The organism is Pseudomonas sp. IzPS59 (assembly GCF_014863505.1).
GTDB lineage: Bacteria > Pseudomonadota > Gammaproteobacteria > Pseudomonadales > Pseudomonadaceae > Aquipseudomonas > Aquipseudomonas kribbensis.
The window spans coordinates 5,299,028-5,325,259 of the sequence record NZ_CP062251.1 but is presented as its reverse complement, the minus strand read 5'-3'; the positions used below and the strand labels follow the sequence as shown (position 1 = coordinate 5,325,259).

At 60.2% G+C, this 26,232-nt stretch carries 25 protein-coding genes, 2 tRNA genes and 1 pseudogene; 7 read left to right on the top strand and 21 right to left on the bottom strand.

Going from position 1 to position 26,232, the window contains the following annotated elements:
• Position 1 precedes the first annotated feature (1 nt).
• Complete coding sequence (locus IF189_RS23840) at positions 2-1,372, bottom strand: gluconate:H+ symporter (RefSeq protein WP_134828104.1); 1,371 nt, start codon at positions 1,370-1,372, stop codon at positions 2-4.
• Between the two features lie 239 nt (positions 1,373-1,611).
• On the opposite strand from IF189_RS23840, the pseudogene IF189_RS29240 reads away from it, so the two are divergent.
• From IF189_RS29240 to IF189_RS23825, 4 genes and pseudogenes are all read left to right on the top strand, one after another.
• Positions 1,612-2,340 (top strand): annotated as a pseudogene (locus IF189_RS29240) (PAS domain-containing protein); the annotation flags it as partial.
• Between the two features lie 156 nt (positions 2,341-2,496).
• Positions 2,497-2,928 carry a methyl-accepting chemotaxis protein gene (locus IF189_RS29235; RefSeq protein WP_371320925.1) on the top strand — a complete coding sequence of 144 codons (432 nt, stop codon included), beginning with the start codon at positions 2,497-2,499 and terminating at the stop codon, positions 2,926-2,928.
• A gap of 87 nt (positions 2,929-3,015) precedes the next feature.
• A complete protein-coding gene (locus IF189_RS23830) occupies positions 3,016-3,615 on the top strand; it encodes a flavin reductase family protein (RefSeq protein ID WP_134828102.1) in 600 nt (199 codons plus the stop codon).
• A gap of 63 nt (positions 3,616-3,678) precedes the next feature.
• The gene (locus tag IF189_RS23825; protein WP_134828101.1) at positions 3,679-4,302 is read left to right on the top strand and encodes a LysE family translocator; all 624 of its coding nucleotides are present in this window, start codon (positions 3,679-3,681) and stop codon (positions 4,300-4,302) included.
• Positions 4,303-4,502: 200 nt separating this feature from the next.
• Here IF189_RS23825 and IF189_RS23820 read toward each other — a convergent pair whose 3' ends face one another.
• From IF189_RS23820 to ggt, 3 genes are all read right to left on the bottom strand, one after another.
• Positions 4,503-4,874 carry a helix-turn-helix domain-containing protein gene (locus tag IF189_RS23820; protein WP_074692315.1) on the bottom strand — a complete coding sequence of 124 codons (372 nt, stop codon included), beginning with the start codon at positions 4,872-4,874 and terminating at the stop codon, positions 4,503-4,505.
• Between the two features lie 3 nt (positions 4,875-4,877).
• Positions 4,878-5,180, bottom strand: a complete 303-nt coding sequence (locus IF189_RS23815) for a type II toxin-antitoxin system HigB family toxin (protein ID WP_085709278.1) — start codon at positions 5,178-5,180, stop codon at positions 4,878-4,880.
• Positions 5,181-5,443: 263 nt separating this feature from the next.
• On the bottom strand, positions 5,444-7,276 hold the full coding sequence (gene ggt / locus IF189_RS23810) for a gamma-glutamyltransferase (protein ID WP_192552358.1): 1,833 nt from the start codon (positions 7,274-7,276) through the stop codon (positions 5,444-5,446).
• Positions 7,277-7,431: 155 nt separating this feature from the next.
• On the opposite strand from ggt, the gene IF189_RS23805 reads away from it, so the two are divergent.
• A complete protein-coding gene (locus tag IF189_RS23805; RefSeq protein ID WP_134828099.1) occupies positions 7,432-8,538 on the top strand; it encodes a DUF2817 domain-containing protein in 1,107 nt (368 codons plus the stop codon).
• A 78-nt stretch (positions 8,539-8,616) separates the two neighbouring features.
• Here IF189_RS23805 and IF189_RS23800 read toward each other — a convergent pair whose 3' ends face one another.
• From IF189_RS23800 to IF189_RS23760, 9 genes are all read right to left on the bottom strand, one after another.
• Positions 8,617-8,868, bottom strand: coding sequence for a bacteriocin immunity protein (locus IF189_RS23800; RefSeq protein ID WP_134828098.1), 252 nt, complete (start codon positions 8,866-8,868; stop codon positions 8,617-8,619).
• A gap of 16 nt (positions 8,869-8,884) precedes the next feature.
• Entirely contained in the window at positions 8,885-9,154 is a 270-nt protein-coding gene (locus IF189_RS23795) for a bacteriocin immunity protein (RefSeq protein ID WP_134828097.1), read from the bottom strand.
• Between the two features lie 9 nt (positions 9,155-9,163).
• Entirely contained in the window at positions 9,164-10,411 is a 1,248-nt protein-coding gene (locus tag IF189_RS23790; RefSeq protein WP_192552357.1) for an S-type pyocin domain-containing protein, read from the bottom strand.
• 224 nt (positions 10,412-10,635) lie between these two features.
• A tRNA-Met gene (locus IF189_RS23785) sits at positions 10,636-10,712 on the bottom strand.
• Between the two features lie 86 nt (positions 10,713-10,798).
• Positions 10,799-12,253 carry an amidase gene (locus tag IF189_RS23780; RefSeq protein ID WP_192552356.1) on the bottom strand — a complete coding sequence of 485 codons (1,455 nt, stop codon included), beginning with the start codon at positions 12,251-12,253 and terminating at the stop codon, positions 10,799-10,801.
• Positions 12,254-12,314: 61 nt separating this feature from the next.
• The gene (locus IF189_RS23775; protein WP_192552355.1) at positions 12,315-13,361 is read right to left on the bottom strand and encodes an extracellular solute-binding protein; all 1,047 of its coding nucleotides are present in this window, start codon (positions 13,359-13,361) and stop codon (positions 12,315-12,317) included.
• A 27-nt stretch (positions 13,362-13,388) separates the two neighbouring features.
• Positions 13,389-14,195, bottom strand: a complete 807-nt coding sequence (locus IF189_RS23770) for an ABC transporter permease (RefSeq protein WP_085709283.1) — start codon at positions 14,193-14,195, stop codon at positions 13,389-13,391.
• The gene (locus IF189_RS23765; RefSeq protein WP_085709284.1) at positions 14,195-15,115 is read right to left on the bottom strand and encodes an ABC transporter permease; all 921 of its coding nucleotides are present in this window, start codon (positions 15,113-15,115) and stop codon (positions 14,195-14,197) included. Before IF189_RS23765 ends, IF189_RS23770 begins: the two co-directional genes overlap by 1 nt.
• 15 nt (positions 15,116-15,130) lie before the next feature.
• The gene (locus IF189_RS23760) at positions 15,131-16,249 is read right to left on the bottom strand and encodes an ABC transporter ATP-binding protein (RefSeq protein ID WP_134828093.1); all 1,119 of its coding nucleotides are present in this window, start codon (positions 16,247-16,249) and stop codon (positions 15,131-15,133) included.
• A 226-nt stretch (positions 16,250-16,475) separates the two neighbouring features.
• Between IF189_RS23760 and IF189_RS23755 the strand changes: the two genes are divergently transcribed.
• Positions 16,476-17,378, top strand: coding sequence for a LysR substrate-binding domain-containing protein (locus IF189_RS23755; protein ID WP_134828092.1), 903 nt, complete (start codon positions 16,476-16,478; stop codon positions 17,376-17,378).
• Here the strand turns inward: IF189_RS23755 and IF189_RS23750 are convergent.
• Positions 17,371-19,428, bottom strand: coding sequence for a methyl-accepting chemotaxis protein (locus IF189_RS23750; protein WP_192552354.1), 2,058 nt, complete (start codon positions 19,426-19,428; stop codon positions 17,371-17,373). The two genes, IF189_RS23755 and IF189_RS23750, sit on opposite strands and share 8 nt — an antisense overlap.
• Before the next feature lie 333 nt (positions 19,429-19,761).
• Between IF189_RS23750 and IF189_RS23745 the strand changes: the two genes are divergently transcribed.
• Entirely contained in the window at positions 19,762-20,979 is a 1,218-nt protein-coding gene (locus IF189_RS23745) for an MFS transporter (protein ID WP_085733612.1), read from the top strand.
• Positions 20,980-21,042: 63 nt separating this feature from the next.
• Here IF189_RS23745 and ychF read toward each other — a convergent pair whose 3' ends face one another.
• The 7 genes from ychF to lolB all read right to left on the bottom strand — a co-directional run bounded on the left by ychF (position 21,043) and on the right by lolB (position 26,231).
• The gene (gene ychF, locus IF189_RS23740; RefSeq protein ID WP_085709288.1) at positions 21,043-22,143 is read right to left on the bottom strand and encodes a redox-regulated ATPase YchF; all 1,101 of its coding nucleotides are present in this window, start codon (positions 22,141-22,143) and stop codon (positions 21,043-21,045) included.
• A 22-nt stretch (positions 22,144-22,165) separates the two neighbouring features.
• On the bottom strand, positions 22,166-22,750 hold the full coding sequence (gene pth, locus IF189_RS23735) for an aminoacyl-tRNA hydrolase (RefSeq protein WP_007951726.1): 585 nt from the start codon (positions 22,748-22,750) through the stop codon (positions 22,166-22,168).
• A 170-nt stretch (positions 22,751-22,920) separates the two neighbouring features.
• The gene (locus IF189_RS23730) at positions 22,921-23,520 is read right to left on the bottom strand and encodes a 50S ribosomal protein L25/general stress protein Ctc (RefSeq protein WP_085709289.1); all 600 of its coding nucleotides are present in this window, start codon (positions 23,518-23,520) and stop codon (positions 22,921-22,923) included.
• A gap of 140 nt (positions 23,521-23,660) precedes the next feature.
• Complete coding sequence (locus IF189_RS23725; protein ID WP_003171603.1) at positions 23,661-24,602, bottom strand: ribose-phosphate pyrophosphokinase; 942 nt, start codon at positions 24,600-24,602, stop codon at positions 23,661-23,663.
• Between the two features lie 45 nt (positions 24,603-24,647).
• A tRNA-Gln gene (locus IF189_RS23720) sits at positions 24,648-24,722 on the bottom strand.
• 37 nt (positions 24,723-24,759) lie between these two features.
• Entirely contained in the window at positions 24,760-25,611 is an 852-nt protein-coding gene (gene ispE / locus IF189_RS23715) for a 4-(cytidine 5'-diphospho)-2-C-methyl-D-erythritol kinase (RefSeq protein ID WP_134828089.1), read from the bottom strand.
• Positions 25,612-25,613: 2 nt separating this feature from the next.
• Positions 25,614-26,231, bottom strand: coding sequence for a lipoprotein insertase outer membrane protein LolB (gene lolB, locus IF189_RS23710; RefSeq protein WP_192552353.1), 618 nt, complete (start codon positions 26,229-26,231; stop codon positions 25,614-25,616).
• Between the last annotated feature and the right edge of the window lies 1 nt (position 26,232).

The following is a 26,232-nucleotide window of genomic DNA, read 5'->3' as shown; positions in this document are numbered from 1 at the left end:
GTCACGTCAACCAGTGCCACCACAGCAAGGTCCCCGCCAGACCCACCACCGAGACGATGGTTTGCAGGACCGACCAGACCCAGATCGTCTGTTTCAGTTGCAGGCCGAAGTACTCGCGAACCATCCAGAAGCCGGCGTCGTTCACGTGACAGAAGAACACTGACCCGGCGCCAATCGCCAGCGCCACCAGCGAACTTTGCGTCGCGGCGAGGCCCGCCATCATCGGCGCCAGAATCCCCGCCGTCGTCGTGGTGGCCACCGTCGCCGAGCCGGTGGCCTGACGCAGTGCCACGGCAATCAGCCAGGCCAGCAGCAGATACGGCATGTGCGCGCCTTCGGCGACTTTGCTGATGGTCTGGCTGACACCGGCATCCAGCAAGGTCTGCTTCAGGCCGCCACCGGCACCGATGGTCAGCAACAGCACGGCAATCGGCGCGAGGCTTTTGCGCAGGGTGCCGCCGACGTGTTCACGCGACATGCCGTTGACCCAGCCGAGGCAGATCACCGCCGCCATGACGGCAATGCCCAGCGCCACCAAGGGTTCTCCGAGAAACTTCAGGGTCAGGGCGACGCCGCTTTCCGGGCTCATCGCGACTTTCGCCAGCGTGCTGCCGAGCATCAGCAACACCGGCAACAGAATGATCAGCAGCGACATGCCGAAACTCGGCTGGCGCGGCGCTTTCGGCGGGGCGCTGAACAGCGCGCCCAGTTCTGCCGGCTCATCGACGTGCATACGTTTCGACAGCCAGTTGCCGTAGACCGGTCCGGCCAGGATCACCGCCGGGATGGCGATGCTGAAGCCCAGCAACATGGTCAGCCCAAGGTCGGCATGCAATGCGCTGACCGCGATCAGCGGTCCGGGGTGCGGCGGCATCAGGGCATGCAGCGTGGTCATGCCGGCCAGCGCCGGAATCGCGATTTTCAACAGCGGCTGACCGGAACGGCGGGCCATGACGAAGATGATCGGTACCATCATCACCAGCCCCACTTCGAAGAACAGCGGCAGGCCGATCACCATCGCTACCAGCGCCATGACCCACGGCAGGGACTTGCCTTTGCCCAGCCCGAGCAAGGTCGACGCAATGCGGTCGGCTGCGCCGGATTCGGCCATCAGCGCACCCAGCATCGAGCCCAGCGCGATGATGATCCCCGCTTCACCGAGAATCGCCCCGGCGCCTTTGCTGAACGCCTTGGCCACGTCCTCGGGCGGTAAACCCGCGCCGACGCCGGCAATGAACGTACCGATCAGGATCGATAGAAAGGGCGGTAGCTTGCTGGCGCTGATCAGCACGATAATCGTCGCAATCGCCAGCAGGCAGCAGAGAATCAGGCGGGTGTCGTGAACCATCCAGGCAGCGGTCGATAAATCCAAAACGGAACTCCTTATCGGGCGGATAGCGGCAACATATTGTTGCAATTTGACTTGAGAATACCTGATATGGCCGGGCCAGAGCGGCGGGTTTTGTATCCGTTCTGCGAGGACGGATAAGACCAATGGCCAATTGAGATTATTTTTGACTGGCCAGTCTCGATCGCTCTTCAGAAAAGATTTCCAAGGCCGATGGTTAGGGCTGCAACCCCGCTTTCCATCCAGTCCATCGGTGCTTTCCCATGTTCAACAAACGCCTCAAGCAAGAGCTGGCGGCTCTTCGTGAAGAACTCTCCAGCCTTCTGCAAGTGAAGGAGAGCCTGGAAAGCGAGATGCTGGTGCTGACCCTTGAGCCCGACGGGCGGATTCAATCGGTCAACCAGAACTTCCTCAATGAAATGCTCTACAAGAGCCACGATCTGATCGGCCGCGCCATCGAAGACATCGTGCCGGCTCATGTGAAGTCCGACGAATTTCATCACCGCTTCCGGGCCGCACTGAGTCGGGGCGAGCACTTCGCCGGCGCCGTGCGTCTGTCACGCGGCAATGGCGAAGAGGCGTGGTTGCGTTCGATCGTCCAGCCGGTCCGCTCTTCGGACGGGCGGATCAAGCACTTTTCGATTTTCTCCAGCGACCTGACCCGTACCATCGAAGCCTCACGCGAACACGAGAACCTGATCGGCGCGCTGGTACGTTCGACGGCGGTGATCGAATTCGACCTCAACGGTAACGTGCTGAGCGCCAACGACCGCTTCCTTCAGGGCATGGGTTACAGCCTGGCGCAGATCAAGGGCAAACATCACCGCATGTTCTGTGACTCGGGCGAGGCCAACAGCGCCGAGTACCAGAACTTCTGGCGCCGTCTGAACAACGGTGAGTTCGTCGCCGGTCGCTTCAAGCGGATCGATGCTCATGGTCGCGAGGTCTGGCTGGAGGCGTCCTACAACCCGGTGCTCGACGCCAACGAAAAACTCTACAAAGTGGTGAAATTCGCCACCGTGATCACCGATCAGGTCAATCAGGAGCAAGCCGTCGCCGAGGCTGCCAACATCGCCTACAGCACGTCCTTGCAGACCGACAGCACCGCCCAGCGCGGGACCCGTGTGGTCACCGAAGCGGTCAATGTGATGCGCGACCTGTCGCGGCACATGCAGACCGCCGGCGAAGGCATCGAGGCGCTGAACGAGCAATCCCAGGTGATCGGCACCATCGTCAAGACCATCAGCGGTATTGCCGAACAGACCAACCTGCTGGCGCTCAACGCCGCCATTGAAGCCGCCCGTGCAGGCGAGCAGGGCCGTGGTTTTGCGGTGGTGGCCGACGAAGTACGGCAACTGGCTTCACGCACCAGCCAGGCGACCGAGGAAATCGTCGGCGTGGTGCGTCAGAACCAGGACATGGCGCGCAATGCCGTGGCGCTGATGACCGACGGCAAGCTTCAGGCCGAGCAAGGGCTGGCGCTGGCGGCGGAGGCGGGCACGGTGATCGTCGAGATCCAGGATGGCGCGCAGAAAGTGGTGGACGCGGTCGGCCAGTTCGCTAACCAGCTATCCAACTGATGCTTGTCAGGGGAAGGGATTGTCCATGGCAATCCCTTCGCTGTTTTTATCCCGCTACAATCGGCTCTTTTTCCCGGAGCAGATCCCATGAGCGAGTCTTTTCGTCGCCCGGTTCCCCTGAACAAAGCCTACCGTTTGCTCAATCACGGGCCGACCGTGCTGGTCAGCGCCGCTCACGACGGGCAGCGCAACATCATGGCTGCGGCCTGGGCCATGCCGCTGGATTTCGAACCGCCGAAAGTCGCGGTGGTCCTCGATAAATCCACCTGGACCCGGCAACTGCTCGAGGCCTCGGGCACCTTTGTCCTCAACGTTCCTTGCGTGAACCAGGCTGACATCGTGCAGACCGTAGGTTCGACTTCGGGCCTGGAAATCAATCGTGATCAAGGGCAGGACAAGTTCCAGGCGTATGGCTTGCAGACCTTCGCCGGCGAGCAGGTTGATGCACCAATGCTCGACGGCTGCGTGGCGTGGCTCGAATGCCGGTTGCTGCCGGAGCCGCGCAATCACGAACAGTACGATCTGTTTCTGGCTGAGGTGATTGCAGCGCAGGCGGATTCGCGAGTCTTCAGCGATGGACGTTGGCATTTTGAAGGGCATGACGGTTTGCGCACTTTGCACCATGTGGCCGGCGGGCATTTCCTGACGATCGGCGATCCGGTGGATGGCAAGACGCTTTCGGTCTGATGGCAAAACGTCGCTGAATATTGCAAGGTAGGGGCATTGTCGAACCGATCAGGCGCCTGCCCCATGTTTTCCAGTTACCTTGCTCCGCTGTTGTCGCTGGCGCTGTTGTGGACGGTTGCGGTAGTGACGCCCGGGCCGAACTTTTTCAACATCGCGCAACTGGCTGTCAGCCGTTCCCGACGCCATGGCGTGGTAGCGGCCCTCGGAGTTGCCAGCGGAACGGTATTGTGGGGGCTGGCCGGTGGCCTGGGCATCCAGTCGCTGTTCAGTGCCGCACCGGCGCTCTATCTGAGCTTCAAGATTGCCGGTGGCTGCTATCTGATCTATCTCGGACTCAAGCAATTCAAGCGCAAGGCCCCTCTCACGCAAGGGGCAACTGACGCTTCTGAGCAAACCTTGCTCGGTGCCTATGGGCGAGGTTTTCTGGGCAACATGACCAACCCCAAATCGGCACTGTTCGTGGCGACGATCTTCGCCACCGCCATGCCGGCGCATGTGCCGCCGATGCTGCTGGCGCTGGCGGTGCTGACCATGGCCACACTGTCTTTCAGTTGGTATTGCAGTGTGGCGCTGTTCTTCGCCAGCCGACGGATTGCCGGCGTTTACGAGCGCTCGCGCACATGGCTGGATCGATTGGCGGGTGGTTGTTATCTGCTGTTCGGTGCGCATCTGGTGGCGAATCGCTGACCGGAAATCAGGCGACGGATGACGCTTGTTTCGCTGTCATCAATTGCTCGGCGGAACGTGGACTTTGACCATCGGAATGCTCGGCCGAACGGATTCATGGACACACAAAAAAGGCTTACCTCTCGGTAAGCCTTTTTCAGTTGGCTGGGAAATTCAGGGTAGGCAATACATGTTGAGTTGCCTGCATGGCTGTTTTTTCATCAGACTGATTTCATTGGCTTGATCAGGCTTTCCGCCGGAATACCGAACAACTCGTGAAGTTTCCAGATCATGGGTAGCGTCAGGGCGCGTTTGCCATTCAGTACCTCATAAACGCGATTTGTCCGGCCAATTGCAGGAGCGAGATCGGCTGCCGACAGCCCGGACTGCTCCATCCGAAACCTTATGGCATCAATCGGGTTGGGCAGGTCAAGTGGGAAGTGCCTGGCCTCATAGGCCTCGATAAGGGTGATCATGATGTCGAAGTAATCACCTTCAGGCGTGCCGGGTTCTGGCTCATTCTCGAAAAGAGCGGACACGTCTTTGAGCGCCGCACGGTAGTCTTCTTCGGTATGAATCGGACGTATGTTCATGGGTTACTCCATTTCGACGGTATCAGCGTCGATTGCGTCGTACTGTTTGTGAGTTCCGACAAATTTTATGTACACCGCACCGAAGCGGTATGCCACGGCGACTATCAGGCGATAGGAATTGCCTTTGATATTGAATACAACTCTTCGGCTTTTCAGAATGCTGGCGCAAGCAAACTGTGACTTGATATCCACAGGTGTTTTCCAGCTTGCCTTTCTTGCTTCGTCTATCCATGCCAGCAATGGCTGCTCTGCTTCCGGATATTGTTCCCAAAAGACTTTTAGCTGACTGATGGCGATGATTCTCATGGCGTGATCCTAGTCCCGCAGTGGGACTGCTGCAAGTCTGTCGGTGGATTCTGGACAAATGGTTGGTGTCAATTGATGACTTTTACCGATGCTGTCGGCAGTGGAGGGAAAGGGGCGTGAGTGAATTCACAGGGTGAAGACTCTATCCCGGACAGCATTTTTCCGGTGTAGGAAAAGGCAATGTGATTTAGCCGAATCGGATTCAGGGGCATACAAAAAAGGCCTACCTCTCGGTAAGCCTTTTTCAGTTGGCGGAAGGGGTTTCAGTCCCCCACCGCCACCCCTTCACGCCGTGGATCCGCTCCACCGGCCAGCGTTGCCTTCCCCAGCGCATCCTTGACCCGCACGATCGCCTGGGTGCCGCTGGTCATGTCGATTTCACTCACAGCGTGGCCCTTGTCCTTGAGTGCCTGGATCAGAGCCGGGGTGAACTGACCCTGTTCCAGTTCCGTCGGGCCGTTGCGGCTGCCGAAGTTGGGCAGGCTGATAGCGCTTTGCGCGTCGAGGTTCCAGTCGAGCAGGCCGACGGTGGTTTTGGCCACGTATTCGATGATCTGCGAGCCACCCGGAGAGCCGACGGTGGCGACGAACTCACCGCTGTTGCGATCGAAGATCAGGGTCGGTGCCATCGACGAACGCGGGCGTTTGCCGGGCTCGACGCGGTTGGCGACTTTCTGCCCGTTTTCTTCGGGGATGAACGAGAAGTCGGTCATCTGGTTGTTGAGCAAGAAGCCCTGAACCATCAGGTGCGAGCCGAATGCCGCTTCGATGGTGGTGGTCATCGACACCGCGCCACCGAAGTCATCCACCGCCACCACTTGCGACGTGGAGATGCGCAGCGGCGAGCGGTCCGGCCCGTAGGCAACCTGCACCCCCGGTGGTGTGCCCGGTTTGGCGGTGCCCATGCTGCGATCGCCGATCAGGCTCGCGCGGCTGGCCAGATAACCCGGGTCGACCAGGCCCTTGACCGGCACCGGTACGAAGTCGGTATCGGCCACGTATTGCGCGCGGTCGGCGTAGGCCAGGCGTTCGGCTTCGGCGATCAGGTGCACGGCTTGCGGCGCCGGTTCGAGGCCGGCCGGTTTATCGGTCTTCACGGGTTTGAGCGGTGTCAGGGACAGGCGCGGGTCGCGGGTTTCCAGTGCCTGCAAGGTACCGAGGATTTGCGCCACTGCAATCCCGCCCGATGACGGCGGCGGCATTCCGCAAACCTGCCAGCGCTTGTAGTCGGTGCACAGTGGCGTGCGTTCCTTGGCCTGATAGTGCTGAAGGTCGTTCAACGACAGGCTGCCGGGGTTGGCGTGGCCCTGAACCTTGGCCACGATCTCTTCGGCGATCGGGCCTTTGTAGAGTGCATCTGAACCTTCGGTGGCGATGCGTTTGAGCACGGCGGCCAACGCCGGGTTTTGCAGGCGCGTACCGATGGCTTTGACGCTGCCGTCGCTGTTGAGGAAATACCTGGCCATGTCTGGTGAACGGCGCACCACAGGGTCGGATTCCAGCAGCGAATGCAGGCGAGGCGAGATCGCAAAGCCCTGTTCGGCGAGTTTGATTGCTGGCTCGAACAACGTCGCCCACGGCAAGCGGCCGTGTTGTTTGTGCGCCATCTCCAATGCGCGCAATACGCCGGGTGTGCCGACCGAGCGTCCGCCGATCTGCGCCTGCGGGAACGACATCGGTTTTCCATCAGCCTGCAGGAACAGCTTTTCGGTAGCGCCGGCCGGCGCGGTTTCGCGACCGTCATAGGTACGCACCTGCTTGCCATCCCACAGCACGATCATCGCGCCGCCGCCGATCCCGGAGGACTGCGGTTCGACCAATGTCAGCACAGCTTGCATCGCAATGGCCGCATCGATGGCCGATCCACCTTTACGCAACATCTCGCGGCCGGCCTCGGCAGCCAGCGGATTCGCAGCAGCGGCCATATGTTTATCGGCGTGACTGGCTTGCAGGCCTGTGCGGTAACCGGAGGCGGCTTCCGGCGCCAGCGGCAGGGTCGAGGAGGGTGGTGCGTTGCAGGCGGCGAGGGTGATGGCGCTGACGATCAACGTCAGGGCTGGCAGGCGAAAGCGTTTCAGGGGCTGGGCTGGAAACACGCGGGGCTCTCCGTCCGTGGGATAAAAGTCTGACGGACTGTATCGGCCGACCGTGCAGGACGCAAACCGTCGGTATGTTTGTCCTTCATGCCTTGGCGAATTTTCTGTAGGGTCATGGGCAAACGTGAAGCCAGAACAATCAACAAGAGGCCACCATGCACAGCGAGTTTCCGACCCACTCCAGCTACCGCCAGCAGCGCGAACAGTTTCTTGCCGCCGCAACCGCGGCCGGTGCGACGCTCACCTCCTACGCCCATCCGCGTTGCGGACCGTTCGGCGAGCCGTTGAGCACCGATGTGGCGGTGCTGGGGGATCCGCAAGCCAGACGGCGTCTGGTTGCGCTCAGCGGCACCCACGGGGTGGAGGGCTATTACGGTTCGGAATGTCAGATCGACTGGCTGAAGCATTTCACGCCGGGTTCGCTGCCGAAGGATGTGGCGGTGGTGTTGATCCACCTGATCAACCCGTGGGGCACTGCATGGCTGCGACGGGTCAACGAAGACAACATCGACCTGAACCGCAATCATCTGGATTTCAACCAGCCCCTTCCGGACAACCAGGCCTACGCCGCGCTGCACGAAATTTACGCCTGCGCCGATTTGAACGGCCCCGAGCGTCAGCGCGCCGATGCCTTGCTCGATGCTCAAATCGCCGAACACGGCTGGCCGGCGGTGATGTCGATTGTCGAGGGCGGCCAGCACAGTCATCCCGACGGTCTGTTCTTCGGAGGCTTTGCCCCGAGCTGGTCGAATCGCACGCTGCACCAGATCATCGAGAATCATCTGGCCGGCGCTGAAACCGTGATGTGTTTCGACCTGCACACCGGCGCCGGCGAGTACGGTCATCCGATGCTGCTGACGATCACTCAGGCACCGTATCCGGCGCTGGCCCTTGCGCAATCGATCTATGGCCCGTGGCTCTACACCTTGCACACGGGAGCCGAAACCCTGAGCGAAACCGGTGTCGCGGCAACGGCTACCGGTTACACCTCGCAGGCATTGCTCGACGCGCTGCCGAATGTGCAGTTGATGCCGTTCGTGATCGAGTGCGGGACGTATCCGGGGCCGGACGTACATCGTTATCTGCGCGACGATCACTGGCTGCATCTGCACGGTGATCCGCTGGATGCGACAGGGCGGGCAATCAAGTTGAATCTGCTGGAGCAGTTCTATCCGGCGGATCCGGACTGGCGGGCAGTGGTGGGTTTGCGCACGCGGCAGATCTGGGCGAAGGGGCTGGCGGCGTTAGTGGGCGAGGGATAAACAAACGGCTTGCCTTTCGGTAAGCCGTTTTGACTGCATTGGTAATGCGCAGCGGTTTTGACTATGGATGCCGGAGGGTTACTGCTTGAAGCCTGGCAGCCCGTTGGCGGCGCGCCATTCTTTTACGGTCTTCGCAATGCCCTCGGCAGAGTTGTCTTCTCCGGGTTCGGGATAAAAAATCAGGTCGGTGCCATCCGGGTGGCCGGTAAGCTTTCTGAATTGTGCCAGCAGCTCGCCAAGCTCCGTATCCGATCCGCTTTTGTTCGTGACACGTATTTTTTCGATGAAGCGGATAAATTGGGTTTCGGTGTATTCAGATATTTTTTCCATGATGGATGCCGGAGGGTTACTTCTTGAATCCTGGCAGCCCGTTTGCTTCACGCCATGTCGCGACTGTACAGGCTATGCCAGAGGATGACGTGTCAGCACCTGGCTCAGGGTAGTAGATAAGGTCCATCTTGCTCGGATGCCCAACGATCTCGTTGAAGTGCAGCAATAGAATATCTGCACGGTCATCTGTCGGTGCTTTGTCTTCCTTTCTGATCTCGTCAATGAACTCAACGAAGTCTTGTTCGGTGTAATCAGAAAAGTTGTTTTTGATGAAAGGGTCGCTCATGCAGTTACCTCAATCCTGGTGTACTTCGACGTGATTTTTGGGGGTGTGGACTCTGAGGTTGTCAACGTTATAGACCTCGCCGCCTTGAGATATCAGTTCCACATGATGAATTTCGTGAGAGATTCTCTTGCCGACTGCATCAGCTAATCGGGCGCGAGGTGCCTTTCCGTTGCGCATGCGCTCCAGGCTGTCTTCGCTGAGCTGCCCGGCTAGCCTGGTATCTTTTGAGGCTTCGGCCCAGAAGGCGCGCCTGAATGAATCAAAGCTGGAATATTCACGGCCTCTTAGCGAATCGGCAATGCTTGTTGGGATTGGCGCGCCAGATCCCGCCCGGGCATGGTCAAGCCATACACCGGCAACATCCTCCCCAACCCCCGTCACCGTCCCCGGCATCAATCTCGCCGGCTTCGAAAACACCACATACAACGACTTCAGCCCGGTTTCCGCCGGAAACACCAGAATGCAGTCTTCGGCGGTGATGTCTTCGCCGGGCAGGATTTCTATCTGGCTGTCGGTGTTCGCGGCGATCGGGTGGACGAGGATCGTGCTCAGTGGTTCGCCGTGTTCCGGATAAACCAGCGGCGGCATCGCTCCCAGCGGCCCGCGTTGCGGCGTCCACAGAATGGTGATGCCGTTGAGCCTGGCCTCCATGGCGGTCTTGTCGCTGTTCCACTCGACTTTTACGGTACGCACCGAGTCGTCGCCCGAGGCTCCGGTGTGAATGCCGTAGACCTGCATGACGCCCTCGGCATCGCGTCGGAACTGGAAGCGCACGCGAGTGGGTGCGCGAGACAAGGTGCGTAGCTGATCGTCGGTGTAGAGCGTGCCGTCGCCCATTCGGGTCGGCAGCATCCCGAGGATGAACACACTGGCCGGGCCGCCGGCGCCTCGTATTGCCCAATTGAGGCGTTGCTGCAGGATTCCACCGCCCGCCATGCGCCCCAGGGCCAGATCGGCGCCGATGGCCTTGGCTGCGGCGGTACTGGCAGCGGGAAAGCGCATGGCGCCCGCGACCATGACCTTGCCGAAACTTGAGACGGGTTCGGGGGCTGTGCCGGCCTCCGTTCGGCACCAGTTATCCGGTGTGCAGGATTTGGCAAATACCAGATCGTCGCGGGGCTTCGGGGTGGGCCATTCGTCTGTCCGGATATAAACGGGTTCTGGTGGCGGGGGTGGAGTCCATCCGATCCATGTCGCGTTCTCGCTCGGGCGTTTTCGACGCCACTCATCGTCGAAAAGGAATTTGTTGAGGTCCATGACCACTCCCTGTCTGTCCTGGAATCGAGACAGGGGAGCGTGTCGGTCGAGCGGGATGGCGATCAAATCGACTTGCGCAGATGCTGGTGCCTGAGCGAACGAAAAATCCTCTTCGTACGCCTTTCGCACCCGGTTCCTACAGATTCATACCGGTCCAGTGGGGAGGGCACTTTTCTCGAGGCATAAAAAAACGGCCTACCTTTCGGTAAGCCGTTTTTAGTACTTGGTGGCTACACAGGGACTTGAACCCCGGACCCCAGCATTATGAATGCTATGCTCTAACCAACTGAGCTATGTAGCCAAGTGGCGCGCATTATTCCCCTGAAATGGAAAAGCGTCAAGCGTAAATTTCAAAATTTTTTCTACGCTTTCAACCGTTTATCAAAATCAGGCGTTCAACAGTGGCGAAGGGCAGCGCTGGAACCAGCGACTGGCCTGCTCATACGCGTGCGCCAGTTGCAGAACGGCGAAGTCTGCCTGATGCCGGCCGATGATCTGCAGCCCCATCGGCAACCCCCGGGCATTGAAGCCGGCCTGGACGTTCGCCACCGGGCAACCGGATAACGTGCCGGGAATCACCACCTCCATCCAGCGATGATAAGTGTCCATGTTCACACCCTCGATCGTGGTCGGCCACGCCTGCGACTTGTCGAACGGGAAGACCTGCGCGCTGGGCAGCAGCAGATAATCGTATTGTTCGAACAAGCGTGAGATCGCCCGATACCAGTCGCTGCGCACCACCGAGGCGGCGAACACTTCGCTGGCCGAGAGCTTCAGACCGTTTTCCACTTCCCAGCAGGCTTCCGGTTTCAGCAGCGCCCGTTTCTGCGGATCGGCGTACGCCGCGCCCAGGGAGCCGGCGACCATCCAGTGGCGCAAGGTGCGCCAGCTGCTCCACAGTTTCTCAGGAGCAAATTCCGGACGCACCGGCTCGATATGACAACCCAGGCTTTCAAAGTCGGCAAACGTCTTTTCACACAACGCGAGGATGCCGTTCTCCATGGGCAGATACCCGTTGAAGTCGCCGAGCCAGCCGATCCGGGTGCCGGTGAAGTCGCGCTCCAGCGGTGCGGTAAAGACCTCTCCGGATTCACGGATCGACAACGGCGCCCGCGCATCGCCGCCGGCCTGCACCGACAGCAGCATTGCGGCATCACGCACACTGCGCGCCATGGGCCCTTCATAGCCGAGTTGATCGAAGAACAGATCGGCACTGTCGTCGAACGGTACGCGTCCCTGAGACGGTCGGAAGCCGAAGATGTTGTTGAACGCTGCCGGGTTGCGCAGCGAGCCCATCATGTCGCTGCCATCGGCCACCGGCACCAGATGCATCGCCAGCGCCGCCGCTGCGCCGCCACTGCTGCCGCCTGCGGTTTTGCTCGGGTCAAAGGCGCAGCCGGTGGCCCCGAACAACGGGTTGTAGCTCTGCGAACCGAGGCCGAATTCCGGTGTGTTGGTCTTGCCGATGATGATCGCGCCGGCAGCCTTGATCCGCTCGACCATGATGCCGTCACGCTCGGGAATGAAATTCTTGAATAGCGGTGAGCCCAGCGTGGTGCGGATGCCGCAGGTCAGCGACAGATCCTTGATGGCGTGGGGCAGGCCGTGCATCCAGCCCCGGTATTGGCCCCGGCTCAGTTCGGCGTCCCGTGTGTCGGCCTGGGCCAGCAGATCTTCCGGCGCCTGCAGGCTGATCAATGCGTTGACTGACGGGTTGAACCGTTCGATGTGGGCAAGATAGGTCTGCATCACTTCGCGGCAGGAAACCTGACGCAGGCGGATGCGTTCGGCGAGCTCGATGGCCGGCAACAGGACCAGTTCGCTGATGTTATTGGAGTTCATGACGACGGCGCCCTTCAGACGGCTGGAAAAACGCCCCGGCCTCGTGCCGGGGCGGTAGAAATCAACGCATCAGGTTGGTCCACAGGCGATCGGCCAGACGGATCGCGCCTTCACCGCAGGTCTTGCTGAACACCACGTGGGTGCCCTCGGGAATATGCAGTTCCGGTGCATCCTTGAGGTTCGCATCGAGGAACGGTTCGACGCCTTTGATCGGGCTCTGATGTTTGAGAAAGTTCTGGGTCATCGCCGAGTTTTCCGGCTGGCTGAGAAACGCGATGAACGCCTTGGCATTCGCCGGGTTCTTGCTGCCGGCGGGGATGACCATGTTGTCGACCCAGGCCAGCACCCCTTCTTTCGGGTACAGGTATTTCAGGCTCGGTTTCATCTCGCGGGCGCGCATTGACGAACCGCCCCAGAACATCGACATATCGATTTCGCCCGAGGCGAGGTTCTCGCGGATCGAGCCGGCCTTGGAGCTGTAGGTTTTGACGAATGGCTTCTGCGCCTTGAGCAGCGTGAGGATTTGTTGCATCTGTTTCGGGTCTTCGCTGCACAGCGGAATGTTCAGGTACAGGCTGGCCATGTCGACCATGTCGCTGACCGAATCGAACATGTTGATCCGCCCCTGCAACTCGGCCGGCGGCTCATAAAGCACCTTGTAACTGTCGGCCGGGCCTTTGTAGCGGCCACTGTCGAGCACCACGCTGGTGGAGCCCCAGATGAACGGCACCGAATAGGCACCTTCCGGGTCCCAGCTCGGTTTTTTCAGGTTGTCGACCACACTGGCGTAGTAGGGCTCCTTGACCGGATCGAAGCGCTCCAGCAGGTTTTCCTTGATCAGGATCGGAATGAACTGGTGCGAGGGAATCGCCACGTCGTAACCGGCGCCGCCCTGTTTCAGTTTGGCCAGCAGCGTCTCGTTGGAGTCGTAGGAGTCGACGGTGACTTCGATGCCGGTCTGCTTCTGGAATTTGGCGAGAATCTCCGGTGAAAAGTAACCGCTCCAGCTCACCACGTTAAGTTTTTCGGCGGCCTGAACACTCCCGGCCATGACCAGCGGCACAGTCAGAAACAACGAAGTACCGACGCTTTTTATCCACTTGCTCATGCTATTTCCCCACGGTTCTTGGAAGGTTCAGGCGTTCTTTTTGCCCAGCAGGTAAGAGAGGCTGACAAACAGCACCGAGACGCCCAGGATCAGGGTCGACACGGCGTTGACGTCGGGTGTCACGCCCATGCGCAACAGGCCGAAGATGAAGATTGGCAGGGTCGTGGTGCCGGCCTGGGAGACCATCATCGAGATCACGAAGTTATCCAGCGAGACGATGAACGCCAGCATCAGCCCGGAGAAAATCCCCGGCATCAGCAACGGCAGAGTGACTTTGCGAAAGGTCCGCCACGGCCCGGCATACAGGTCGGCCGAGGCTTGTTCCAGCGACAGGTCCATGTCGTTCAGTCGGGCCCGGATCGGCAGGTAGGCAAACGGAATGCAGAACACCGTATGGGCGATGATCAGATTGCCGTAGCCGAGGGACAGGCCAATGGTGGAGAACAGCGCGAGCGTGGCGACGCCAACGACGATTTCCGGCAGCACCAGCGGCAGCATGATCGCGCCCATCGACAGTTGCAGGCCCTTGAACTTCGCACCCCGCGAGGTGCCGAGGGCTGCGAGGGTGGCAATCGCCGTGGCGACCATGCTGGCGCACACCGCGATCAGCAGACTGTTGCCGGCCGCTTGGCGCAGCGCCTGATTGGCGAACGCGGCGCGATACCAGTCGAGGCTGAAGCCGGTCCATACCGTGGCCGACTGGTTGGCGTTGAACGAGAACACCACCAGCACCACGATCGGCGCGTAGAGGTACAGGTAGAACAGGAAACTGAAACCGCCGAATCCGGGGAAATCCTGGACGCCCAGTCCCTTGCGTTTGAACAGACCGATCATCACGCACCTCCTTTGGCGATGCGCTGGCGTTCGGCGCGCAAGGCATAAACTGTCAGCACCAGCATCACTGCCGCCATCAGCACCAGCGACAGCGCCGCGCCGAACGGCCAGTTACGGGCATCGCTGAACTGCCGGAAGATCAGGTTGCCGAGCATCATCCGCGTGCCGCCGCCGAGCAGTTCCGGGGCGATCATCGCGCCGAGGCACGGCACGAAGGTGAGAATGGCGCCGGCGAGAATTCCCGGTCTGGCGATCGGCAGCACCACTTTGCGCAAGGTGCGCAGGCGTCCGGCATACAGGTCCTGAGCGGCCTCGAGCAGACGGATATCCATTTTTTCCAGCGTGGCGTAGATCGGCAGAACCACGAAGGGCGCATAGGTATAAACCAGCCCCAACAGCACGGCGCCGTCGGTGTACAGCAACTGCAGCGGCTCATGGATGACACCCAGGCCCATCAGACTGTTATTGATCACCCCGGTGTTACGCAGCAACAGAATCCACGCATAAGTGCGGATCAGCAGGTTGGCCCAGAACGGCACGGTGATCAGGAAGATCAACAGACCACGCCGATGTGCCGGTTGCATGGCCAGCCACACCGCCACCGGAAAACCGATCAGCAAGGTGATGACGGTGGTCAGGCCGGCAATTCCGACCGAGCGCAGGGCTATGATCAGGTAGGAGTCGGCGAAGGCCAGGCTGTCGTCCATTTGCCGTTCGAACAGCAGTGAGGTGTAGGCGTCGCTGCTGAACACCTTGTTGACCCCGCCATAGGGGTTGGCTTCCATCAGCGAATAACCGATGACGATCAGGATCGGCACCACCAGAAACAGGGCGATGGCGATTAGCGCCGGGCTGACACCGAGGAAGCTCTGGAACGCCCGTCGGCGTTCCAGCGTGTTGGTTATCGGTAAGGCGTGCATGGCAACTCCTCGGGTTCAATCGTGCAGGACGCTGGCGCTTCCCCGGTCGAACAACAGACCGGCCTGGCTGCCCACGGCAAAACGCAGGCTCTGATCGACGCAGTTGGGCGTGCGCACGGTGAGGCGCGAACCGTCGCCGAGGCTGACCTGGTATTGCAGGTCGGTGCCCAGATAAATCTGCGCTTCGACCCGGCACGGCAACGCCGCCTCCGTGTTGGCAGGCACCAGATGCAGGCGTTCGGGGCGCACGGACAGCGTCACGCTGGCACCCGGTTGCACGTCGTTGCACGGTTGCGCCGGCAGCGGATGTCCGGCCGGCCCGGCGAACCACGCCATGCCGTTCTCGACCCGAGTGACGCTGGCCTGAATGAAGTTGGTTTCGCCGATGAAGTCGGCCACGAAGCGATTGCGCGGCCGTTCGTAGATGTCTTCCGGGCGACCGACTTGTTGCACTTCGCCTTCGGACAGCACGGCGATGCGGTCGGACATGGTCAGCGCTTCTTCCTGGTCGTGGGTGACGAAGATGAAGGTGATGCCGGTCCTGGCCTGGATGGTTTTCAGCTCTTCGCGCATGGCCTGGCGCAGCTTGAGATCAAGTGCCGACAGCGGCTCGTCAAGCAACAGGACCTTGGGATGCGGCGCCAGAGCGCGGGCGAGGGCGACGCGCTGCTGCTGGCCACCGGAGAGTTGCGCCGGTTTGCGATGGGCGAAACGCTCCATCTGCACCAGGGCAAGCATCTCGCGGACGCGCTCGGCGATCTGCGCCTTGTTCAGGACCTTGCCCATCGGGTGCGATTCAAGGCCGAAGGCCAGGTTTTCGCCGATGGTCATGTGCGGGAACAGTGCGTAGTGCTGGAACACCGTGTTGACCGGGCGCTGAAACGGCGGACGTTCGGCGATGTTTTCGCCGTAGAGCAGGATCTCGCCCTGGGTCGGAAACTCGAACCCGGCAATCATCCGCAGCAGCGTGGTCTTGCCGCAGCCGGAGGGGCCGAGAAGGGTGAAGAATTCGTTGTCGCGGATATCCAGATCGATGTTTTTCAACGCCACCGGACCGGTGGACGGATCGCCGTAGACCTTGCGCACCGAGCGGATCGACACCGCCAGCGTTTGCAGCGAATGCAGGGCATTCATGCGTTACCTCCGATTCCCCCATCGCCTGCGATTGCGCTGTCGGTCAGCGAATCTGTCGGGCCATGGATATTATTTTTCTGGGCAGGATCGAGATTGCGTACGGGGTGAAACCAGCTGTTTTGTTGTTCTGCTGTGGCTCGATTATCGGCGAGGGGTTGCGCGGGACGAAACTTCAATTTAAACATGGCAGGTGTTAGTTAATTTAATACCGACAGGTGCCAGGAACATGCCCGACCACCGTTTGCCGCCACTCAATGCAGTGCGTGCGTTCGATGCCGCTGCCCGCCTGGGCAGCTATGTCGAGGCGTCGAAAGCCTTGCACGTGACTCAGCCGGCGATTGGCCGGCATGTGAAATTGCTGGAGGACTGGCTGGGCATTCAGCTGTTCGAACGCACGTCGCGCGGTGTCACCCTGACGCCGGCCGGTGAGAAGTACCACCGCAAGATCGCGGCCGCCCTGCAGTTGATCATCGAGGCCGGCAAGGAGGCGCGCCCCAAAGAGGCCGAGCGCTGGCTGCGGATCATGGTGGTGCCGGGTTTTGCCAAGCGCTGGCTGATGCCGCGCATCGAGGCCATGCGTCACCTGCGCCCGGGGCTGAAGTTTGCCATCGAACCGAACTCGACCTTCACCGAAGTGGATGGCAAAAGCGCCGATCTCGGCATCGTCTACGGCCTCGACGGGCAGTACGCGGACTCCCGTGAAGCGTTGATCTGCCCCCGCGTGTTTCCGATCTGCACCCCGCAATACCTGGCAAGCATCGAACCGCTCGGCGGCCCGGCCGATCTGGTCCGGCACGAGTTGATCCACGTCGATGACGGCGAGTGGTGGAACCTGTGGTTCGCCGCCCATGACCTGGATATTCACCTCAATTCCGACATGCTCTACGTCAACAACGATCACGCGTTATCGGTGGCCGAGAGCGGGCAGGGCATCGCGTTGGCCAATGAGGTGCTGGTCCGCGAAGAACTCAGGTCCGGCAAACTGGTGCGCGCAGTGGACGCTCAGGTGAAGCTGGAAAGCTATCGGGTGCTGACGCCGTCCGCCGAGCTGTCGGCGGATGCGGCGTGGTTCATTCAATGGCTCAAGTCCGAACTGGAAAAGGACTTCCCCGAAGCGTTGATCAACTGAGCCGGAAGCGTGCGGTGTTGTCGCTCAAGGCCTTGCTGCCCTGGCTCAAGGTGTCTGCCGCCAGGTTGACGGCCCGCGCGCCGTCGAGGAGGCGAACCGCGGCCTGATCGACTTGCTGGATATTGCCGCTGACCTCATCGGCGGTGCTGGCCTGTTCTTCCACCGCCGTGGCGATCTGGGCGAGGGTGTCGGTGACGCTCTGTACGGCGCTGGCAATTTCCCCCAGACGTTCGCCAAGCCCGGTGACGGCTTCGGCATCCGATTGCGCCTGGCCGCAGGCCGCCTCCATCAGGCTCACCGCTTCATTGACCGTGTTGCGCAGGCTGTCGACCGTCCCGGCAATCTGCGCAGTGGACGATTGCGTACGCTGCGAGAGACTGCGCACCTCGTCGGCCACCACAGCAAAACCGCGACCCTGTTCACCGGCGCGAGCGGCTTCGATGGCGGCGTTCAGCGCCAGCAGGTTGGTCTGCTCGGCGACGCCGCGAATGGTGTCGACCACCAGTTGAATCTGCTGCCCTTGCTCGCTGACCCGGCCCAGCGCTGCTGCCGTTTCGTTCAGACGCTGATTGAGCTGTTGAATGCTCGCGGTGGTGCGTTGACTGTCGCGGCTGCTGTCGGTGGCGATGCGCCGGGTCTGTTGGGCGCTGCCGGAGGCCTGTTCGCAACTCTGCGCGACGCCTTGAGAGGTGGCCGCCAATTGCGTGGCGGCGGCAGCGATCTGGCTGATCTGCAATTGCTGGGCTTCGACCTCGCTGAGAGCACCGCTGGAGTGATCGTTGAGGCTGCGCACGGCGTGGCTCAGTTGCGAGGTTTCGTGATCGACGCCCAGCAGGCTGGTGCGCAGTTGCACCACGGCCACGTTGAGTGCGGTGCTGATCGAGGCCAGCTCATCGCGACCCACGACAGGCACTTGCAGGCTCAGATTGCCGTCGCGCAACGCTTCGGCGAGCACCGTGATGCCGCTGGCGCTGCGACGGATCGAGGATTGCAGGCAGACGAACAGGTACAGCGCCGCAAGCAACAGGCAACCGAACACCGCTGCGACCACAATGAACTGACGGATCGCTGAACCGTGGTAATCGTCCAGTCGTTGATCCAGCGCCACCAGTGATTGCTGACGCAGCGTGGCGAGATTGCCGAGCAGGGCATCGAGGCTGCGTTCGAAGTCTTCCGGTTTGAGATTGATGCTGCCGCCGAACACGCCGTCATCCAGCACCTTCAAACCGGCATCCAATTGTTTGAGGCTGTCGTGATATTGCCCGGCCCAGCCTTGCAGATCGTTCGGCAGCCGCGCCTCCAGAAGGCTTGCCGTTTTGACAAGCTGCTCGCGGGCATCGCCGATGCGGCTGCGCAGGTCCCGCAGTTGCAGGCGACTTTGCAGGGTGAACTGACCGGAGACTACGGATGCTTGCCCGACCGCTGCGAGTCGGCCGACCCGTTCGATCAGGTCCGGTGCATGTTGGGTGGAAATCTGTGTCAGCAGATAGGTTTCCAGCCACGGCGCGAGGATCAGGCGATTGTCCATCGCGATCTGTTCGCGCAACGCTTGCAGGGCGCTGAGGGCGTTGGTGAAGCGATCGTAACCGTCCGGCCACCAGCCGATGCCGGCCAGACTCTTGGAGTCCAGACCACCGAGCGCGGTTTGCAGGGTCTGGAAGCGGGCCAGGGTTTCACCTTCGGCGGCTTCGGCTTGCAAGGCATTGCCCAGATCCACTGTAGCCTGAGCGACGGCAGGTTGGACGGCATCGAATGCAGCCATGGCCGCGAGGGTGGCGGGCGTCGGTTGGCGGTTGGTTTCCGTGGCACGCCAGCGAGCTGCGCGGTCGCGCTGAGCGGCGAGCAGGTTGTCGAGCGCATCGAGGGCGAGCAACTGCCGCACACCGGCACGTTCGCCGGAAATCAGGTTGAGCTTGACGCGATAGTCCTGGCCGATCATCAACAGGCTGCCGGCCAACGGCAGAATGAACAGCAGAAACAACAACTGGAATTTACGCGCGAAGCCAAACCGCCCCAGCAATTTGATCCCCGGTAACAAGAAAGCCTGCATGCCCCATGACTCCTCTGGACACCACGCACCATTGGCGTGCGCCGCGCTCTTTGCGAGCGCGATCCGTGCCCTGCTAAAAGGCTTCGAAAGTCCACTCTCGTCCGCTCTGTAGGCAGACTCTGTAGCAGAACTTCCCATTCTCGATCCCCTTTGTAAGGGGGCCGCGTTCAAGCGGAGAAGCAAGGCAAGAATCAGACCATGGCTTTGCGCTATCACGTTTGCTGCGATGAATGAATAGTTCGTTAGCTGGCTAAGGGGATGGCGCTGGCGCACCGAAAAATGGCACATTGACGCACCTGCCTGCGTGCACCCATCTGCTGTACGGAAACTCCCATGGCTATCAGCAACGTTCAGACCGCCGCTGCGTCGGCGTCCGCTCCTCCCCAAAGCAGTCCACTGGTAATGCGCATCATCGGCGCGGTGGCGCTGGCGCATTTGATCAACGACCTGATCCAGTCAGTGCTGCCATCGATCTATCCGATGCTCAAGGCCAACTATGGCTTGAGCTTCACTCAGGTCGGCCTGATTACCCTGACCTTTCAATTGACCGCTTCGCTGTTGCAGCCGTGGGTTGGTTATCACACTGACCGGCATCCGAAACCGTGGCTGTTGCCGGCTGGTTCCGTGTGCACGCTGGTCGGGATTGTGATGATGTCGATGGTCGGCAGTTTCCCGCTGATTTTGTTGGCGGCAGCGCTGATCGGTATCGGTTCTTCGACCTTTCACCCGGAAGCTTCTCGTATTGCGCGGCTGGCTTCCGGTGGGCGTTTCGGTCTGGCGCAATCGACGTTTCAGGTCGGCGGTAACGCCGGTTCGGCATTCGGCCCGTTACTGGCAGCGGCGATCATCATTCCCTTCGGACAGGGCAACGTGGCGTGGTTCGGGCTGTTCGCGGTGTTTGCGCTGTTCGTGCTGTACCGCATCAGCCGCTGGTACGCCCATCACCTGAACCTGTTCAAGCTCAAGGCCGGCCAGGCTGCCACTCATGGACTGTCGAAGGGCAGGGTGGTCAGTGCATTGGTGGTGCTCGGGTTGCTGGTGTTCTCCAAGTATTTCTACATGGCCAGCCTGACCAGTTACTTCACCTTCTACCTGATCGAGAAGTTCGACCTGTCGGTGGCCAGTTCGCAGCTGCATCTGTTCCTGTTCCTTGGCGCGGTGGCAGCGGGCACGTTCTTCGGCGGGCCGATTGGCGACAAGATCGGCCGTAAGGCGGTGATCTGGTTTTCGATTCTTGGCGTTGCGCCATTCACGCTGCTCATGCCCCATGTTGATCTGTTCTGGACCACTGTCCTGAGTGTGGTGATCGGCTTCATTCTGGCGTCGGCCTTCTCGGCCATCGTGGTGTACGCGCAGGAACTGGTGCCGGGCAATGTCGGGATGATTGCCGGGGTGTTCTTCGGGCTGATGTTCGGCTTTGGCGGGATTGGCGCGGCGTTGCTCGGGCATCTGGCGGACATTCACGGCATCGAATACGTGTACTTCCTGTGCTCGTTCCTGCCGTTGTTCGGGGTGTTGGCGATCTTCCTGCCGAGAACCAAAAAGGCCTGACGGGCTGAATTTCAGGCACAAAAAAGCCGCGTATCAAACGCGGCTTTTTCTTGGGTGCAGCTTTTACACGTTGAAGCGGAAGTGCATCACGTCGCCGTCCTTGACGATGTAATCCTTGCCTTCCAGACGCCATTTACCGGCTTCCTTGGTACCGGCTTCGCCCTTGTACTGGATGAAGTCGTTGTAGGCGATCACTTCGGCGCGGATGAAGCCTTTTTCGAAGTCGGTGTGGATCACGCCGGCGGCTTGTGGTGCGGTGGCACCGACGCGGACGGTCCAGGCGCGGACTTCTTCGACACCGGCGGTGAAGTAGGTCTGCAGGTGCAGCATTTCGTAGCCGGCGCGGATCACGCGGTTCAGGCCAGGCTCTTCCAGGCCCAGGGCCTCGAGGAACATGTCTTTCTCTTCACCGTCGTCCAGCTCGGCGATTTCCGCTTCGATCTTGTTGCAGACCGGAACGACCATGGCGCCTTCTTCTTCGGCGATGGCCTTGACCACGTCCAGGTGCGGGTTGTTCTCGAAACCGTCTTCAGCGACGTTGGCGATGTACATGACCGGTTTGGTGGTCAGCAGGTGGAAGCCCTTGATGATCGCCTTCTCGTCGGCGCTCATGTTCTTCATCAGACTGCGCGCAGGCTTGCCTTCGGTGAAGTGCGGGATCAATTGCTCCAGCAGGGCTTTCTGGGCCACTGCGTCCTTGTCACCGCCCTTGGCGTTGCGCGCGACTTTCTGCAGTTGCTTCTCGCAGCTGTCGAGGTCGGCGAAGATCAGTTCCAGGTCGATGATTTCGATGTCGCGCTTCGGGTCGACGCTGTTGGAAACGTGGATCACGTTTTCGTCTTCGAAGCAGCGGACCACGTGAGCGATGGCGTCGGTTTCGCGGATGTTGGCCAGGAACTTGTTGCCCAGGCCTTCACCTTTCGACGCGCCGGCCACCAGGCCTGCGATGTCGACGAATTCCATGGTGGTCGGCAGGATGCGCTTTGGATTGACGATTTCCGCCAGAGCATTCAGGCGTGGATCCGGCATCGGCACGATGCCGCTGTTCGGCTCGATGGTGCAGAAGGGGAAGTTCTCGGCCGCGATCCCGGATTTGGTCAGGGCGTTGAACAGGGTGGACTTGCCGACGTTAGGCAGGCCGACGATGCCGCAATTGAATCCCATGGTGTTTCCCCTCGGATTAGAGTCAGGCCTTCTGGCTGTGCAGGTTTTTCATCGCGCGGTTCCATTCACCGGCGAGGATATCCGGCAGCACGCCGAGGGCAAAGTCGATGCTGGCATCGAGTTTTTCCTGTTCGGCGCGTGGCGCACGACCCAGGACGAAATTTGAAACCATACTGGCGACGCCCGGGTGGCCGATGCCAAGCCGCAGGCGGTGGAACGTATTCTGATTACCCAATTGCGCAATGATGTCGCGCAACCCGTTGTGACCGCCATGGCCGCCGCCAACCTTGAGCTTGGCGACGCCCGGAGGCAGATCGAGTTCGTCGTGTGCCACCAGGATTTCTTCGGGCTTGATGCGGAAGAAACCGGCGAGTGCCGCCACGGCCTGGCCGCTGCGGTTCATGTAGGTGGTGGGAATCAGCAGACGAACGTCCTGACCCTGATGCGAAAAACGCCCGGTCAGGCCGAAATACTTGCGATCGGCCACGAGATTCACGTTCTGTGCGTGGGCGATGCGCTCAACAAAAAGGGCCCCTGCGTTATGCCGGGTCTGTTCGTATTCGGCACCTGGATTTCCCAGGCCAACGATCAGTTTGATGGCAGTCACGATAGGGGCCCTTCCTTGGAGTGGTGGATAACATCGCCGCGATCGGGGAAGGCGGCGAAAGTGGACGAAAAATGCTCATTTACCATGGATGTAAACTCCGCGTTCCCGCCCGCTTTCTCGCTACGTTCCAGTCCGCGATGTTACCTGTTCACTCCGGCTTTACAGAGTGATTACTCTGCAGCGCCTTCGGCAGCTTCTGGAGCAACACGTGGAGCGTGGACGTTGGCAACAGCCTTGTCATCGCCGTGTGCCAGAGCAACGAACTCAACACCTTTAGGAGCTTTCAGGTCCGACAGGTGAATGATGGTGCCGATTTCGGCTTTGGCCAGGTCGACTTCGATGAACTCAGGCAGGTCTTTGGCTTCGCAGGAAACTTCGATTTCTGCAACTACGTGCGAGATCTCGCCGCCTTTCTTGACCGGAGCTTCTTCGTTGATGAAGTGCACTGGAACAACAGCAGTCAGTTTCTTGCCGGCAACAACGCGTACGAAGTCGGCGTGCATGATGAACTGCTTGGCCGGGTGACGCTGCATGGCTTTAACAACCACGTCTTGCTTGACGCCGCCGATGTTCAGTTGGATGACGTGGCTGAAAGCAGCCTCGTCTTCGAACAGCTTGGCTACTTCTTTAGCCAGCATCATGATGGACTCAGGAGCCTTGTCACCACCGTAGACAACGGCAGGAACCTGGCTGGCGAGACGACGCAGGCGGCGGCTCGCACCTTTCCCCAGGTCGGTACGCGCTTCGGCGTTCAGGATGAAATCAGTCATTTTGTATCTCCAAAATAGCCATGTCCGGGCGACGTCTGCGACCGACGTCAAAGCGGCATGGGCAAAAAAGCCCCGCCCCAACATGAGTGTTGGGGCGGGGCGCTTTTCGTCAACGAGACATTTCGAGAAGGGCAGGGCCCTTAGCGGAACATCGCGCTGATCGATTCTTCATTGCTGATGCGGCGAACCGCTTCGGCAACAACCGGTGCGATATCCAGTTGACGGATACGTGCACAGGCTTGTGCTGCTGCGGACAGCGGGATGGTGTTAGTGACCACCAGCTCGTCCAGCACGGAATTTTCGATATTCTCGATGGCCCGACCCGACAGCACAGGGTGTGTGCAGTAGGCAAAGACCTTGGCTGCGCCATGCTCTTTCAGGGCCTTGGCCGCGTGGCACAGGGTGCCGGCGGTATCGACCATGTCATCGACCAGGATGCAGGTACGCCCTTCGACATCACCGATGATATGCATCACTTCAGAGTGATTGGCTTTCTCACGGCGTTTGTCGATGATCCCGAGATCCACGCCCAGCGACTTGGCAACGGCACGTGCACGCACGACGCCACCAATGTCCGGGGACACGATCATCAGGTTCTCGAAGCGCTGATCTTCGATGTCATCCACCAGAACCGGGGAGCCGTAGATGTTATCTACCGGAATATCGAAGAAACCCTGAATCTGGTCAGCATGCAGATCAACCGTGAGAACACGGTCGATGCCGACTACGGTAAGCATGTCAGCAACGACTTTCGCGCTGATAGCCACACGTGCGGAACGCGGACGGCGATCCTGACGGGCATAACCAAAATAAGGAATAACAGCAGTGATACGAGTAGCCGAGGAGCGGCGGAAGGCATCAGCCATCACTACCAGTTCCATCAGGTTATCGTTGGTCGGAGCGCAAGTCGGCTGAATAATGAAAACGTCTTTACCGCGAACGTTTTCATTGATCTCGGCTGTAATTTCGCCGTCGGAGAATTTACCGACAGAGATGTCACCGAGAGGGATATGCAGCTGACGTACGACACGCCGAGCCAGATCGGGGTTAGCGTTCCCCGTAAAGACCATCATCTTGGACACGCGCAGTACCTAGAGGCTGAGGGTAACCTGGATGAGTATAGAAAATGGCAGGGGCGGCTGGATTCGAACCAACGCATGGCAGGATCAAAACCTGCTGCCTTACCGCTTGGCGACGCCCCTGTATCTGTTGCTTGCAAGTGCCGGGCACTTGGTTCCTTTAGAGCAGACTTTGCAGCTTGCGATGCAACATCGAAACGTTGCTTCCCTTTGCTACAAACCCTGTAAGGGTCTCTGTCAGAAGGGCCGAGACTTTATCAGCTTCAGCTTTGCTTGGGAAGCCCCCAAACACACAACTTCCAGTTCCGGTGAGTTTTGCTTCGGTAAAATTACCTAACAAATTCAATGCGTTACGTACTTCTGGATAACGCCTTGCTACCACCGGCAAGCAGTCATTTCGACTGTTTCCCTCGGGAACGGGGCGCACTTTAATGGGCGGCGTGTTACGTGTCAACAATGGATCTGAAAAAATTTCTGCCGTACTAACAGAGACTTGCGGTACGAGCACGACATACCACGGTTCGGCGGGCTCGACCGGGGTCAGTTTCTCGCCGACACCTTCGGCGAAAGCCGCGTGGCCACGGACGAACACCGGCACGTCGGCGCCCAGGCTCAGCCCCAGTGTTGCCAGCCGATCTTCATCCCAGCCCAACTGCCAAAGATGATTGAGTCCGAGCAGGGTGGTCGCCGCATTCGAGCTGCCGCCACCGATACCGCCGCCCATCGGCAGGATCTTGTCGATCCAGATATCGATGCCGAGCGAACAACCGGATTGTTCCTGAAGTTTTTTCGCCGCACGCACGATCAGGTTGCTGTCGTGGGGCACGCCGTCGAATTCGGTGTGCAGGCGAATCACGCCATCGTCGCGGACGGCAAAGGTGATTTCGTCGCCGTAGTCGAGAAACTGAAAAATCGTCTGCAATTCGTGATAGCCGTCTTCACGGCGACCGAGGATGTGCAGCATCAGGTTGAGTTTGGCCGGAGAAGGCAGCGTCAGGCGTGGAGCGGTCATGCTTATTGCCCCAATTTACGCGGTTGCCAGGTCTTGATGACCAGCGTCACGTCCAGATCGGTGCCGTGCAGTTTGATCCGCTCGGGCAGCCAGTAACCATTCTGTTCGGCATAACCGAGGTACTCGACCTGCCAGCCGTCCTGTTCCAGATTGGCCAGGCGACTGCCGGCATCGAGGGTCAGGCGGCTCTTGCTGGCCGGGGCCGGCAGGCCACGCACCCACCAGGACAGGTTCGATACCGGCAGTTTCCAGCCCAGCTGTTCTTCCAGCAGGACTTCCGGCGACTGCGCGTCATAGCGGCCCTGGTTGGCGACTTCCAGCGAAACCTTGCCCGGGCGACCGGTCAAACGGGCTGCGCCGCGACCCAGCGGGCCGGACAGGCGGATGTCGTAATAATCCTGGCGTTGCAGCCAGAACAGCGTGCCGCTGCCCGAGTCTTTCGGGGCGCGGATGCCGATCTTGCCGTCGATCTGCCAGCCGTCGAGGCCGCTCAGTTGCTGTTTGTTCGCGGCCCATTGTGCCGGGCTGCCATGGCCTTCGACGGATTCGCGGGCGCCAAAACCCGCGCAACCGGCGAGCAGGGCGATGAAGCTGAAAACGATGACGTGGCGCAAAAACATG